The following is a 14963-nucleotide window of genomic DNA, read 5'->3' as shown; positions in this document are numbered from 1 at the left end:
CAACCTTTCCTAAATAAAATTAAATAAATATGTTGCTGATACAAGTCACCGCTTTTTTTCGTAAAGATTCCGTTCGATCTGTTTTCTCCCATTGAAAGCCCTGATCCTCCCGGCCGAAATGACCATAAGCCGCGGTTTTTAAGAATTGGGGTCTGCGCAGCCGAAGCTGCTCGAGAATCTGCGAAACGGAAAAGGAAAATTCCTCCTTGACGATCCGGTTCAGATCATTCAGGGGAATGCGCTGTGTGCCAAAGGGATTCACCGTAACGGCCTCGGGCTCCGGCAGGCCAATGGCGTAAGCAAGAGAAACCTCGCAGCGCTCCGCCAGACCAGCAGCCACAATGTTCTTTGCCGCATAGCGGGCCATGTAAGCCGCGGAACGGTCTACCTTTGTCGGGTCTTTCCCCGAAAAAGCCCCTCCTCCATGGCGGCCCATGCCGCCGTAGGTATCCACCATGATTTTCCTGCCGGTCAGGCCGACATCGGCCGCCGGGCCGCCCGTAACAAAGCGCCCCGTGGGATTGATATGTATTTTCGTACGGTAGCCGATGAGCCCGGAATCGACCACCGAATGGATCACCTCGTTTAAAATCGCATCCCTAAGGTAATCGTACTCGATGCCGTCGTCGTGCTGTGCGGAAACAATGATACTGGTAATTTCGAGCGGCTTCCCCTCGGGAGAATACCGCATGGTCACCTGCGTTTTTCCGTCCGGGTAGAGCCAGGGCAAAAGCTCCTGATGCCGCACATCCGCCAGCCGCTTTGCCAGCTTATGAGCCAGCTCCGCGGTCATTGGCATATAGCTTTTGGTTTCATTGCACGCATAGCCGTACATGATCCCCTGATCCCCGGCGCCAAGGCGCGCGCTGGTACCTACCGGCTGGTTTTCCCCGTCCACCCCACGGGCAATATCCGCAGACTGGGCGTTCAGATTCGTCAAAACCATACAGGTGCGGTAATCCATTCCCTTTTTCTCATCGGTATACCCAACGCTCTGCAGAATTCTGCGGGCCACGTCCTCCACATCCACCTTTTCGCCGGAGGTCACCTCGCCGGCGATCATGACCACCCCGGGCGAGACCATGGTTTCCACCGCAACCCGGGCATTGGGGTCCCGCGTCAGGTAGGCGTCCAGAATCCCGTCGGAAATCTGGTCGCACACCTTATCGGGGTGCCCCTCCGTCACCGATTCTGAAGTTACCAAATAATCGCACATCACTGTCACCTGTCCCTTGCACCGCTACCGTTCGGAGGATGCCCCGACGGCTTTTTTATATTGATAGACGGTTATGTTTTCGTACTTTTTGAACACCTTGCTGAAATAGCCGCTTTCATTGTAGCCCAGGCGGAACGCAACCTCTGCGATGCTCAAATCCGTGGACTGGAAGTACTCCTTTGCGAGCATCAGCTTTCTCAAATGCAGATATTCCATCACGCTGACATTCAGGCAGTTCTTGAAGATGCGGCTGAGATACCCCTGGCTGACGGCGCAGTTTTCAATGATCTGCGTCAGGCCGATCTCCTCCTGAATGCGGGCGTTGATATAAGAGAACACATTCTGAAGCAGCTCGTATTTGCGAATGCTGGTCTGCTGAAAAATGTAGTCCAGAACGCGGAACAGCCAAATCTCCATCCCGGCGGGAGCAGCAAGAGCCGCCTCGCTGAGCGGAAACATTTCCGCGCAGTCAACCGGCCGGGCGGAAACACGGCCCAGATAATTGAAACTGTTTTGCCCCAGCTGCTCCGCGGCCGTTTGGATCTGCCCGCGGTTTGCGCCGCAGCTCCGGTACAGCTCCTGAACAATCTCGGGAACCTGATAATACATCTGCTTAAAGTCCTTTTCCTTCAGAACCTTTAAGGTCATATTCCAGTACAGCTGCTCTGGCTGGCTGCTTTTGCTGTGCTTTTCGAGCAATGCCCGAATCATGTCGCAGGAAACGGGCTTTGAAATGTATTCCTTTACCTTGGCGCGCAGCGCTTCAATGGCGAAATCGAAATGATTGTACGAAGACAATATGTAGATCGTGATTTCGGGATTGTTGGCATAAATTCGTTTGCTGGCCTCAATTCCGGACATTCCGGGCATCATGATGTCCATAAACACAATATCCGGCTTTTCCTTTCGGCACAGCTCCACCGCATCTTCTCCATTGCTGACGGAAAACGCGACCTCAAAGCCGGGTACTTTTTCGATCATGATCTGCAAAGCGTCCCGCATCAGCTGTTCGTCATCTGCAATCAATATCTTATACATGATCAATTAGCCTTTTCATCAAAGTTTTTCGGGTAGCGTACGGTACTGGTGGTTCCAACGCCATCCGCGCTTTTGATTACAGCATCGTACCCGGAGCCAAAGGAATTGACCAGTCTTTGCCGGGAGAACGCGATGCTGGCCTCGATTGCGCCGCCCTCATAAGAGCCCTTGTACTGCTTAAACAGCTGGGCGATTTTTTTGTCGCCGAAGCCCGGGCCGTTGTCCTCGATCTGGAACACAACGTCATCTCCCTGATACTGCGCGGCGATCCGCAGAGTGCCGTGTTCTTTCTTCTGCCCGATCCCGTAGAAAACGGCCCTCTCTACAAACGGGAGCAGAATCCTGCTCGGGATCTTCTGCATATTCAGCTCGTCTGAAATGTCGAGCACGTATTCCAGCTGATCGCCCATGCGCTCCTTCTGGATTTTCAGGTAGCGTTCCAGATTCTCGATTTCTTCCGACACAAAGACATTGTCTCTCGTTTCAGAAAAATTAGATTTCATGAACTCCGCAAACAGATTGATCGCGCGGTTGGTGCGGGGCGCGTCCTCCACGACGGAAAGATTGGAGATCGCATTCAGGCTCTTGAACAGAAAATAGGGATTCATCTGTGTTTTCAGTGCGGCCAGCTCGGCCTCCATCTCTTTTTTCTGCTCGTTGAGCACTTCCAGCTCCTTATCCAGATTTTCCTTTTGAACCAGGCGGGACAGCTCCTTTTCCGCAAGCTGGTTGACGATCAGGGAGACCAGATTGGCAATGTGAAAGAACTTTTCATAGGGGTAGATGGCAATCGACTCAAACAGCCGCTCCATTTCCGGGTCTTCTCTGTGATTGCGGTCATGGTGCAGAACGCTTTCCAGCCGGCAAATGTCCGTTGGTGCGTCCCCACAGCGGATCTGTCCGCCGATAAAGCCCCCCAGGTAATGCCCGCGGACGATGATCGGAATCGCGATCTCGATCAGCCCGCACGGGCAAAAATAAACATAGGTTTTTTGGGTCACCGCCGCCTGAATCGCGCCGAATGCGTCGGACGACATGCAGATCCGCTTGGCATTTTCATCTTTGCGAACCTGCTGGCAGAAAGGAGTAAAAGAAGTCATCTCGGTAATCGGTTCGCCCCTGTAATCAACGGTGACAAAGGCAAGGCCGGTCGCCTTCGCTATCTTATCCTGAATATTCTCCAAAACCTTTATGCCAAAGAGGCGCGCGATACTGAAATTACTGATGGAGCCATTCTCTTCAGAGATCGCATGGAAGCCGGAATGAAGATCAGATTCAAATAAATTATCCATACTTTACATCCTTTCCTTGTTCAAGAATGATTATAATAAAGCACTCAAACTTTATTATAACGTATTCTTGTCTGCAAAGGAAAGACTAATAAATCGAATGTAATATTTTCACCACGTCTTCCGCCGCAGCTTTTGTTGGATTTAACGAAAGGCTCCAATCTTTCAGTGTGTTCAGGGCGAGCGTTGCCAGAGATTTGTCGTATTCCTTTCGGGAGATTCCGCAGTCTCTGATCGTACCGGGCATTTTCATCTGAAATTTTAACTCTTCAATATAGCGGACCAAATCCAGAACAGCATCCTGGTTACTCTTTGCTCCCGTGGAAATACCCGTGCGCCGCGCAAGATCCGCGTACCGGGCGCAAACGCCCGGGGCTTTGCTGTTAAACAGGATCACCTCCTTTAATACCAGCGCATTGGCCAAGCCATGGGGAATGTACGAGTGAAACACACCGCCGAGCGAATGCGCCAGAGCGTGAGAAAGGCCCAGCCCGGCTTTGTTGAAGGCGATTCCGGCATAGGTGGACGCCTCGTGCATTCGGGTTCTCGCCTCCAGATCGCTTCCGCTGCCGTAACAGGCCAGAAGCGAGGAATGGACAAATTCCACCGCTTTTTCCGCCATCGCGTCGCTGAACGAATCGGCATGCAGACCCACATAGGCTTCCACCGCATGCGTCAGGGTGTCCATGCCGGTGTTGGCCGTAACGCGCGGCGGCACCGATAAAACGAGACGCGCGTCCAGAATCGCCTCATCCGGACGAATGATGTCGTCCACGATCATATGCTTCACATGGGAGTCCTCGTCGGTCAGAACGCTGACGGAGGTCACCTCCGACCCGGTACCGCTGGTAGTGGGCACGGCGATCAGCCGAACATCCGAGCCGCCGGGCATCTGCTTTGAAAGATACAAAACGCCTTTTGCGGTGTCAATTGCGGAACCGCCGCCCAGGGCGATCATCACCTGCGGCCCAAAACGCCGGAACTCGACCAGAGCCTTCGCAACCGTATCCATCGGCGGATCCGGAACCACCTTGTGAAAAATTCTCACCTCGCAGGAATTGTCGACGGCCTCCAGCAGCAGCTTTACCCCGCCGCTGCCCAGCAGGAATTCATCGCAGACCAAAAAGATTTTTTGATTCCGATAAGCGGAAAGCACCTGCAGGGAACCGATTCCGCTGTGAATTTTTGTTTTTAAAAATATGGTATGCAAGGGGGTCCTCCTTCTCTTTCAGCGAATGGAAAACGCGTTGGCCAGGGTGCATCTTCTCCTTCTGCAGAAGTGCCGGGCGGTTGTGGTTCCCTCCCCGGTGGCGGTGGCAATTGTAAAGCTCGTGTCGCCCTCTCCGTCAAACCCGATTCCCGCCAGCGCGGAGCTGTTTTTGACGAACACCGCCGTCTGCAGCTTTTGCGCGGCATAATTGAGCCGCTCGATCAGCCGCGAATGGATGGTCGCCGTGTGGCGCAGCCCCTGCTCGATCTCGCAGGCAAATTCCACGGCCTGCTCGAAGTCCTTCGCACGTACCAGCGGAACCAGAGGCATGAGCAGCTCTTCCGTTACAAACGGGTGCTGGCGAACCGTATCCACAACGATCAGCCGTACCGAATCATCGCAGTCCATACCGGCTGCAGAAAGAATCTCCCGCGCGCTCTTTCCTTCCAGGGCCTTATTCGGAACCATTTCCGGCGTTACCGTTGCCAGCGTAAGCTGGAGCATCTCCTGCTGGTCGCTGACACAATGTACATGATTTTTTTTCAGCTCACGGAGAAATTCCTCCGCGACCGAGTCTACAATGACAATGCTCTTTTCGGTAATGCACGTCAGATTGTTGTCAAAAGAAGCGCTGAACACGATGTCGCGGGCAGCCTTTTGCAGATCCGCCGTTTCATCGATGATGGCCACCGGGTTGGCGGGGCCTGCCCCGATCACCTTTTTCCCGCAGGACATGGCCTGCCGGAGCATTCCCATCCCGCCGGTGGCGATCACCAGAGAAATATCGGGGTGCGTCATCAGCTCGCGCGTAACCGCCATGGAGGTTTCACTCAGAGTGGAAACCAGATTGTCGATTCCGCAGGTGCGGCTGACGGCCTTGCTGACCAGCTCCGTTACGAGCTGAGAAACCTCCAGCGCTCTGGGGTGCGGCACGTGAATCACCGCGTTGCCGGCTGCGAGAAGGCCGATCGTATTGCAGATCAGCGTTTCACAGGGATTGGTGCAGGGCTGCACCGCACATACCACACCGTAGGAGGAAAGCTCATACAGCGTCATTCCATGGTCGCCGGTTTTTACCTCCGTGACCAAATCTTCCGTGCCCGGCGTTTTCCGCAGAACAAGAAGAAGCTTCTTTTTCTTATCCTCTGCAACACCCATGCCGGTTTCTTCGACCGTCATGCGCGCCAGATCATCGACTTTCAAAAGCAGATCCGCTTTCACGGCGTCGATCACCTGCTGGCGCTGATTTAAGGTAAGCTGAGAATACTGCCGGTATGCGCTGGCCGCCACCGCCACCGCGTCATCCACGGAGCAAAAAACACCGCTTTTCAGCGTGTGAGCGTTATTCTTTTGGTAACTCTGGTAAACCTGACCCACAAGGGCTTCTATTTGCTCTGCGTTCATCTACTCTCCTCCCCAGGCTGCTGAGACTCGGCATCTGCCGGCTTTTTCTTATTCTTTGAGGGGCGCCCCGGCGATCTTGCCGGCCTGCCTTTTTTGGCGGGGGGGTCGGCTTTCTTTTCCGGAACGGGGCTTATCTGCGGCTGTACTTCGGTCGGAACCACTTTTTCCACCGCGGTTTCGGGGGCGCTCTGCCGCTCTTGCAAATCAACAACGGAGGAAGCCTCCTGTTTCGACGCTTGCTGTTTTGCGGCCGGCGCTGCCGGTTCTGTCAGGGGCTCCACCGGCGGCGCTTCCAATTCCGCCTTTCCGGTTTCTTCCGGCTGCGGCTCCGCCGCGGATTCCGTTTGTTCCGGAACGGCCTGCTCAAACGGGATTGCCGTTTCCTTCGGCGAAGCCTGTGGCGGAACCGGAGCCGTTACAGGCCCGGCCGTTGTTCCGTCCGCCTCGTCGGTATTTGTCTGTTCCGGCTGTGCCAGCGGCTCGCTCTGCGGGTCCTGCGGCGGCAAATCCTCCGCGGGGGGTGGAGCACCCGGCCCGGGATTCTCCGGAGGCGGCTCCTGCTGCGGCGCGACAGGACTACAAAACAGCTCGCCGATGCTCGGTGCCGGCCGCGGAATGACTTTGAAGGACACCAGCTGGCCGTTTTGCTCCGCCACGGCCCGACCGGTCTGCACCGACGCGGTAACTGCGCCCACATCGCCGGAAACCTTAATCGTAATCCAGCCGAAGCCCTTTGCCTTTTCGATGCCGATCAACCCCACATTTGCGGTTTTTACCATCGCGTCCGCCACGGCGATTGCCCCGGCCAATCCTTTGATTTCTACCAGACCCAACGCGTCGTTCATTTGGCCACCTCGTTTCCTGTTCTTTTTCGGTTACTCCCTGACGATCTGAATTCCCATTTCTGCGGCTTTTTCCCTGGCCAGCATGGTAATGAGATCGCCCTGATGCAGAACCAGCCTCCCCTCCGTCAGGCCAAAGGCCAGATCCGCTTCGGTAATAACTCTTTTATTGGCGCTACTTTCCGCCGACGGTTTTGCAGCCGGTTCGCGGCGCGGCTGCGGCGCGGGAAGCTGGTCGGAAAGCTCTATTCCAAAATCCGTTAAGGTTCGGATATACTGTTCTATTTTGGTTCGGTATGCTTTGGGTTCTTTGCCGCTGAACGGCTCCATGCCGCTTTGCAGCATAATGACCTTTTGGCCCTGAGAAAAGCACCGGCCGATCCATCGCGTTTCAAAGGAATCCTCCAGGCACAGCGCGGTTTTGGCTACCAGAGCCCTGCTGGGAAACGGAAAGACCGTGACGGATTCTTCCCGCTGCTCCTCCCAGGCCTGCTCCTGCTCTATTGCAAGGCTGCCGGGAAAGAGCTCTTTGAGCTTTTGTATGTAGTAATCGTTGTATCGTGCTTTGGGCAATACGGAGATCACCTGCAAATCGCAGGGAACCGAAAGGCTGCCCAGCCGTTTGAAATAATCGTCCTGCCAGCGTTCCGGCAGCATCAGATAACAGGCCTTCCGCTGCAAAAGCGGAAGAAGGTGCTCTTCTTCCAGCCGACTGATGACCTTGAGCACCATCTGCTCGAGCAGCTTATGATCCAGCAAAGGTTACAACCCCTTTCAGCGAACGGAGTGCTCCGGGCGCTATGTCACCCGGCAGTGTGTGCGGACGAAAACACAGAATCAACAAAAATTTCGCCCGCACCTGCCTTGGGAATCGGTAAACTGTTATTTGGAAGCCATCGTGGGGATAATCTTTTCCGTATCGGAATGCGGGCGCGGAATCACGTGGATGGAAACGACCTCGCCAACCTGCCTTGCGGCAGCCGCACCGGCGTCTGTGGCGGCCTTAACCGCACCGACATCGCCGCGCACCATCACGGTTACCAGCCCGGAACCGATTTTTTCGTACCCGACCAGAGAAACGTTCGCAGCCTTTACCATGGCGTCGGCTGCCTCAATCGCTCCTACCAGTCCTTTGGTCTCAATCATGCCCAATGCATCAGAATTCATATGGATCCTCCTTTGTTGTCATCCGGCTGTTCCGCCGGCACTTACACTTAAATATAAGGCTGTGTTGTCGATTTTGGCTCGCTGCCCAAAGCGCCCAGCAGCTTTTTGCCCACCTCGATCGCCGAACGAACCGCCTGACGCACCGCGCCGGAATCGCCGGTAAAGGTGAGGATCACTTCGTTTGAATAGCTGGTTCCCTGCGAGGGAGAGCTGTAGCTGACCACCTCGACGTTGGCGGCCTTAACGGCAACATCGGCCAAAACCGTGGCGATTGCCGCGGGTCCGGCGCACACCATGCCGAACGCTCTGCCGAGCGGGGTGCCGAACGCCTTTTCCAGGCAGTAGCTGGCTCTTGCCGTGTACTGGAATTCCAGATGCCCGGCCTCATTTCCATACACATCGCCAAAGTACTTATCCAGACTTGCCAGAGCGATTTCCACCGCTCTTCTGGCATCCGAAACATCGTCGGCGCCGATGTAAATCAGGCTGCCGTGGCCTGCTCCGCCCTTGGTATCTCTGGGGAGCTCGATCGAGATAACCTCCGTATTGGTTGCCTTTACGGCGTCATCCACCGCCATGATCTGCGGGCCTGCGCCCACTCTCCCGCCGATGATTCCGATGGAACGGTATTTGCCCAAGTGCAGTCTTTCCACCAGCAGCGGGTCTACGCTTGCAATCACAAGACCAATCGTATCGCCGACAGCGGTTCCGACAAACTCCGTCACCCCCAAAGACCCGCAGCAGGAAGGAGCGGATTCCTCCGGCTTCTGCTTTAGCTCCTCAGCGACCTGATTGATCACTTTCTCAATTAATTGCTGATCCATTGTCTATCCTCCGTTTCTCTTAAATTTGCTATCCGCCGATCACACAGTTCAGGCCATAGCTTTCCACAATTTGTTTCAGTTGCTCGGCGTCTTCCGCAGACAGCGACACGTTCGCATCCATCAAATACTCCCTGCCCAGAAGATCGTATTTATTTTCCCCATACGTATGGTAGGGCAGCAGATGAACCGTTTTTACCCGGTGCAGGGTCAGTACAAATTCACAGATCGCGCTGATCCCTTCGGGACTGGCGTTCACTCCCGGAATGGTCGGCACCCGCACCACCGTCTCTGTCAGCTCGGAAATACGCTTTGCATTCTTCAAAATGATTTCATTGGAAACTCCGGTCACTTTCCGGTGGATCTCGTTGTTCAGCGATTTGATGTCCAGAAGGGCCAAATCGATGAACGGGAACACCGTTTCAATGGCTTCGGCAGAGGCATATGCAGTGGTTTCAATGGCTGTATGCCACCCTTTCGCGTGACAGGCCTTCAGCAGTTCAACTGCAAAACCGCTTTGCAGCAGGGGTTCCCCGCCGGACAGTGTAATTCCGCCGCCAGACCTGCGATAATTGATCTCATCGCGCTTTAGCTCCTGTATCACCTGCTCCACGGTCAGGCGCTGGCCTTTCATGGTCAGCGCGCCGGCCGGGCACACATTCACGCATTCCCCGCAGGCAACGCATTTTGTGTGGTCTAAAAGCCCTGCGTTCTGGGGATCGATCGCCCCGAATTTACAGGCCTTAATACATTTTCCGCAGTGGATACACAGAGAAGCCTGGTACATCACTTCCGGCTTCGGGTTCTGCGACTCGGGATTGCAGCACCACAGGCAAGACAGCGGGCAGCCTTTTAAAAACACGATCGTACGAATCCCCGGCCCGTCATGAATGGAGTATCGCTGCATATTAAACACGGTACCGGCGGCACTGTAATCGATTGGTGAAGGCATTCTCACAACTCCCTTGGTTTCATTGGCATCTGTGTGATGCATTCCTGCGCAGCGCTTTTTCAAATAAACCCGACTGCCTGCCGATTAGAAAGTATGCGCCGTGCGGTTGATGATGTCGTCCTGCACCTCTTTGGCCAAAACGACAAACTGAGCGCTGTAGCCCGCAACGCGGACAACCAGATCCTTGTAGTCTTCCGGATGCTGCTGCGCGGCCAGAAGCGTTTCCTTATCGATGACGTTGAACTGAACGTGCATTCCCTTGTGGTCAAAGTAGCTTCTGACCACGGAGGCAAAGTTCTTCAGGCCGTTATCGCCTGCAACAGCGGAGGGCAGGAACTTCTGGTTGTACAGCGTGCCGTTGGAAGCGACAAAGTGATCGAGCTTGGCAACGGAGTTGGAAGCGGCCGTCGGGCCCTTGGAGTCCTTGCCGGAGCGGGGAGACACGCCGTCTGCCAGAGGATGCTTTGCCAGCCGCCCGTCAGGCAGCGCCGCAACATCCTTGCCGAACAGCACGTTGGCCGATACCGGGTACACACCGGCCTGGAACTGGCCGCCGCGGGGATTGCGGTACTTCTCTACCTCAAAGCAGTAGATCTGCGCGCACTTGCGGGCAACCATATCAACCTCATCGTCGTCGTTGCCGAAGCTGGGCGTGCTGTCCAGCAAACGGCGCAGGTGATCGTACTTGGCGGGATCGCCGGCACTTCCGGAGAAGTCCATTGCGGAAATCTTCTTCTGAATATCTGCCAGATTGATGGAACTGGCGTTGCCGAGAATCTTCTTGACCGCCTCGTACACCTTCAGCTCGGTCTCCTGGCTGGCATCGCCTGCGGGAGCGGCGGGAGACGCGCTCACAGGGTAGCCGAAGTTGGCGTCGAGCGCCTCCTTGAGCTGCTCAAGAGTGACGTTCTTCTCCTCGAACACATGCTTCTGAATGGCATATACGGAGTCGCCCGTATCCGCTACACCGAATGCCTGCGGGCCGGTGAAGTTATATATCGCGCCGCCCTCCTGCAGGGATTTTCCGCGGCCGATGCAGTCCTCTACCAGAGCGGAAAGGAACGGCAGCGGGGCTCTCTCGCGGTGCGCGATGTCGACGCAGTTGTCGGCCTCGGCCAGATAGTGGACAAAATAAGCCATCTGCTTTTTGAACGCCGTATAGAAATCATCCATGCTCTTCCAGCTGGTCATCTCACCGGTAACCGGCCCAAGCTGCTTGTCGCCGACCTTGCCGTTGTTGAGAGTGATCTCGAGCACCTTCGCCACATTAAAGAACGCGGCGTCGTGCCAGCCCTCCGTTTTGTGCGGGCACTGTGGCTCCACGCAGCCGATGATGCAGTAGTTTCTCGCGTCGCGCAGGGTAACGCCGCGGTTGACCAGAGCGGGGATGATGACTTCGTCGTTGTACATGGCGGGAACGCCCATGCCGAGACGGGCCAGCTCGCAGGCCCTGTACAGGAATTCGTCCGGAGTGCCCTGCCATACGCGGATGGAGAACGAAGGGGCGGGCAGACGAACGTGCGCGCAGGCTTCCATGGCCATATAAGAGATTTCGTTGGTGGCGTCCAGTCCCTCTTCGTTCTGGCCGCCCACGCCGAGGTTCTGGAACACCGCGTAACCGGCGAATGCCTGTGCGGAAACCTCGTCGCGCGTTTTATTCACGTCGTTGAGCTTGATCCAGATGCAGTCGATCAGCTCCTGTGCGAATTCGGGGGTTATGTCCTTATCCGCTTTATAGAAAGGATACATGTACTGGTCGAAGCGACCGGGAGAAATGGAGTGGCCGCTGGATTCGATCTGCAGCATCATCTGCACGAACCAGAACGACTGGCAGGCCTCGTAGAAATTGGTTGCGCCGTACTCCGGCACGCGCTCGCAGTTCTTGGCGATCTGCAAAAGCTCCGCTTTTCTGGTGGGGTTCTGCTCGGTAGCCGCAAGCTCTCTGGCCTTCTCCGCATAGCGGTGCGCGAAACGGATCGCCGCGTTGTACGAAATGATCACGGCCTTATAGAACTGCTCCTTGCGCACATATTCGGGGTCCGTGCGGTCGATGTGCTCCATCGCTTCCACCACTTCTGTAATGATGCCGCGGAAGCCGATCTGCATGACCTTGCCGTAGTCGACGCAAACGTGTCCGACGCCGCCATAGAAATAGTTGCCTACCGTAAAGACGCCCGACGCGATCGCGTCTTTGGCCTCCTGCGACATATAGGAGTCCGCCAGAGCGCTGGTGGTTTTGCCCTCCCAGTACTGGAACGCCTCGTGCAGCTCGGCCGCAGTTTCTTTCGGAATCTGGAACGGGTCGGCGATTCTGCTGCCCATGGTTTCAAATTCCTTCTCCACCCAATCGTAAGAGAATTCAGGGCAGATTTCGGTGGAACGGGGATTTTTCGTAATGGCGCCGACAATCAGCTCATCATCCCGGATGGTGATCGGCAGCTGGTTGAAAATCTTTTCAACCGCCTTCGCTCTTCTGAGAATGACCGGAAGACCTTCTGTCTCTTTGAAAGACTCGGTCACTAAAACCGCTCTCTCCGACTCCACATAGGGAGTGGCATCCAGAATCATTCTTTTCAGCTTCTCTACCCTTTGTGTGGGCTGTGAAAAACCTTTCGCTAGCATTTTACAACCTCCTTATAAATTCATGGAATCACGCATGACGTGCATATTGATGCTGTGTTTTGTGTCGTTCTCATTATAACGGATCCCCCTATCTTCTCCCTAACACAATCCAGACATAAATCTGTAAAATACAAACTAAAAAACATAACCTTACAGAACAAATTTGGTTTTTTTGTTCATATTTACGAAGGGAGGAACCGCCGGGCCAAAACGGCCAGGCAGTTCCTCCCTTCGACGATTTCTCTGTTTTTACAGCTTATTTCGGAGCAAAAGCGAGTCTGCTTTCAAAGAGCTATTTCTCTGGCCGCCAATGGCAGGGAAGAAACAGCACCTCAAATAAACTCCATTTTTATGTAGCTTCAGCACAGAAATTCCGACACGCCCATGGCCTTTAAAAACGCGCGCAGAATCGCCGGATGGGCCGGCCAGGCGGGCGCGGTGATCAGATTGCCGTCACAGATAACCTGGTCGGATTCCGCCGCAAGATAGGTTCCCCCGGCCGCTTCGACCTCCGGCTGAATGGCGGGGTATGCCGTCAGCCTGCGCCCGCGCACAACCCCCGCCGCGGTGAGAATCTGAATCCCGTGGCAGATAGCCGCCACCGGTTTCCCCTGCCCCAGAAACTCCCGCACAAGCGCCAGTACCTTCGGGTTCAGGCGCAAATACTCCGGGCACCGGCCGCCGGTAAGATACAGCCCGTCATAATCCGCGGCACTGCAGGAATCGAAGGCAGCATTGAGCAGAAAGCGGTGGCCGGGCTTTTCCGTATAGCTCTGGTCGCCCTCAAAATCGTGCACGGCTGTTTTAATAAATTCTCCCGCCCGTTTTCCCGGCGTGACCGCATCGGCAGCCACGCCGAAGGTCAGCAGGGTTTGAAACGGAACCATAATCTCATAATCCTCCGTAAAATCCCCTGTCAAAAGCAAGACTTTGGTATTTTTCACCAACATATTTCTCCTCCTCTCATGTATTTCTCCGGCGAAATTAAAATATCTGCCGGTAAAATTCAGACATTGCAGCGGTTCACCTGCCCCGCCTCCAAATAATCCAGAACCTCTTCGATCCCTTCGCCGGTAAAGGCGCTGACGCGAAATACGGTTTTGCACCCGGCCAGACGCAGCCAGGTCTCCGCGCGGTCGGGGCGCGCGTTTTGCCGGTCGATCTGCGTGACAATCCCAATCACCGGGCGGGTGGCCCCCGCCGCAATATTGGGGCTGAACAGAGAGTAATCCTCTGTGGAGCTGAGCATCAGCGCGATGACGTCCGCCTCGTAGGAGTATAAGATGAGCGCCCGGGCAAGCTCCCGGTTTTCCGCGTATTCTCCGGGGGTATCGATCACAACGTCGTGACGGTTGACCGCCTGCGTTTTATGGTATTGCAGCTTGTGGCCGCGCAGCGCCTGCGTCAGCGTGGTTTTTCCGCACTCCGCCCTGCCGATCAGAATAATTCTTTTCAATGTTAAACACCTATGCCTTTGTCAGATTGCACACGGTAAATCCCATGACGTTTTCCGTATATTCCAGCACCGATTCCAAAGCCACCGATACGTCGGCCATTCTGCCGGTAATGATCAGCGTCCCGCTGAAGCGGTCGATAAAACCGATTTCAATTGCGGACTTTTTCATACAGATGTCGGCCGCGATGATGGCGGTCTCACTGGGCGAGATGGTGATAATGCCCACCGCCGCGTGCTCGTAATCCACTCTCGGATCCAGACCCAGCTTTTGATAAATGACCGGATCGGGGCTGCAGATGATGTGCGCCATGGTGATCTGCTTTCCGGGAACAATCTCCTGAACAATACGCGTCAGATGCTCGCCGCCCGATGTTCTGAGTTCCTCCAGCTTCACACACATTCCCCCTTCGCATGGTAATGATAAATTGGGATATAAAATGAGAAAAGGCTGCCCCCAAACCAGAGACGCAGCCATTTCTCTTTTTCAGCTATTGTTGCCGCCTGCTTCCGGTTGTTCCGGCTGATAGAAACACTGCGCGCACTCCTGCGCCTGTTTTTTCTTCTCCTCTTCTTCGGCCTGAGGGTAGTAGCATTCGGGGCAATCCTCCGCCTGCTCCTTTTTCACCGCTTCGTCCGGCTGTTTATAGAAGTTTTCCAGATCCAAGTGCTGTAATTCCGCCAATTTCTGCGGGGACGCGGCTTCGTGTTTCTTCTTTTCTTCCATAAGAACGTCTCCTCCTTGAATTGATCACTTCCACAGGGCTTTTTCTCCCCGAAAAACGGGCCGCGGGTTCCTTGGGCCGGCCTTTCGGGTACAGTTTTCCGTTACTTTATCATAGCATTTCTCCCCGGATTGCCGGTAACGAAATTCAGACCAAAATCATGTAAAATCAAGATATGGGAAGCGATGCCGAAAAAGGTTCATTTCGGCACCGCCTCCGCCTTG

At 55.0% G+C, this 14963-nt stretch carries 15 protein-coding genes; all 15 read right to left on the bottom strand.

Annotated features, from left to right (window positions below):
* Positions 1-19: 19 nt before the first annotated feature.
* Positions 20-1216, bottom strand: coding sequence for a methionine adenosyltransferase (gene metK / locus G340_RS0109090; RefSeq protein ID WP_020073341.1), 1197 nt, complete (start codon positions 1214-1216; stop codon positions 20-22).
* A gap of 24 nt (positions 1217-1240) precedes the next feature.
* A complete protein-coding gene (locus G340_RS0109085; RefSeq protein ID WP_027103941.1) occupies positions 1241-2254 on the bottom strand; it encodes a response regulator transcription factor in 1014 nt (337 codons plus the stop codon).
* A gap of 2 nt (positions 2255-2256) precedes the next feature.
* A complete protein-coding gene (locus tag G340_RS0109080; protein ID WP_020073339.1) occupies positions 2257-3546 on the bottom strand; it encodes a sensor histidine kinase in 1290 nt (429 codons plus the stop codon).
* An 85-nt stretch (positions 3547-3631) separates the two neighbouring features.
* On the bottom strand, positions 3632-4753 hold the full coding sequence (locus tag G340_RS0109075) for a 1-propanol dehydrogenase PduQ (protein ID WP_020073338.1): 1122 nt from the start codon (positions 4751-4753) through the stop codon (positions 3632-3634).
* A gap of 18 nt (positions 4754-4771) precedes the next feature.
* On the bottom strand, positions 4772-6157 hold the full coding sequence (locus G340_RS0109070; protein ID WP_020073337.1) for an aldehyde dehydrogenase: 1386 nt from the start codon (positions 6155-6157) through the stop codon (positions 4772-4774).
* Complete coding sequence (locus G340_RS0109065; protein ID WP_020073336.1) at positions 6154-7002, bottom strand: BMC domain-containing protein; 849 nt, start codon at positions 7000-7002, stop codon at positions 6154-6156. The genes G340_RS0109070 and G340_RS0109065 overlap by 4 nt, the downstream gene beginning before the upstream one ends.
* 30 nt (positions 7003-7032) lie before the next feature.
* A complete protein-coding gene (locus G340_RS0109060) occupies positions 7033-7758 on the bottom strand; it encodes a hypothetical protein (protein ID WP_020073335.1) in 726 nt (241 codons plus the stop codon).
* Positions 7759-7881: 123 nt separating this feature from the next.
* Positions 7882-8166: a propanediol utilization microcompartment protein PduA gene (gene pduA, locus G340_RS0109055; RefSeq protein WP_009063953.1), complete on the bottom strand. Its 285-nt coding sequence runs from the start codon at positions 8164-8166 to the stop codon at positions 7882-7884.
* Between the two features lie 47 nt (positions 8167-8213).
* A complete protein-coding gene (gene pduB, locus G340_RS0109050) occupies positions 8214-8990 on the bottom strand; it encodes a propanediol utilization microcompartment protein PduB (protein WP_020073334.1) in 777 nt (258 codons plus the stop codon).
* Positions 8991-9018: 28 nt separating this feature from the next.
* Entirely contained in the window at positions 9019-9939 is a 921-nt protein-coding gene (locus G340_RS0109045; protein WP_020073333.1) for a glycyl-radical enzyme activating protein, read from the bottom strand.
* A gap of 84 nt (positions 9940-10023) precedes the next feature.
* Positions 10024-12561, bottom strand: a complete 2538-nt coding sequence (locus G340_RS0109040) for a glycyl radical protein (RefSeq protein WP_020073332.1) — start codon at positions 12559-12561, stop codon at positions 10024-10026.
* Positions 12562-12920: 359 nt separating this feature from the next.
* Entirely contained in the window at positions 12921-13511 is a 591-nt protein-coding gene (locus tag G340_RS0109035; RefSeq protein ID WP_020073331.1) for a DJ-1/PfpI family protein, read from the bottom strand.
* 56 nt (positions 13512-13567) lie between these two features.
* Positions 13568-14017 carry a EutP/PduV family microcompartment system protein gene (locus G340_RS0109030; protein ID WP_020073330.1) on the bottom strand — a complete coding sequence of 150 codons (450 nt, stop codon included), beginning with the start codon at positions 14015-14017 and terminating at the stop codon, positions 13568-13570.
* Between the two features lie 10 nt (positions 14018-14027).
* Positions 14028-14411 (bottom strand): BMC domain-containing protein, encoded by a 384-nt coding sequence (locus tag G340_RS0109025; protein ID WP_020073329.1) that lies wholly within the window; start codon positions 14409-14411, stop codon positions 14028-14030.
* 90 nt (positions 14412-14501) lie between these two features.
* Complete coding sequence (locus G340_RS0109020; protein WP_020073328.1) at positions 14502-14741, bottom strand: hypothetical protein; 240 nt, start codon at positions 14739-14741, stop codon at positions 14502-14504.
* Positions 14742-14963 lie beyond the last annotated feature (222 nt).

This window comes from Faecalispora sporosphaeroides DSM 1294 (genome assembly GCA_000383295.1).
Taxonomy (GTDB): Bacteria; Bacillota; Clostridia; order Oscillospirales; family Acutalibacteraceae; genus Faecalispora; species Faecalispora sporosphaeroides.
The sequence above is the reverse complement of the archived record's forward strand: the minus strand, read 5'-3'. Positions and strand labels throughout refer to the sequence as shown.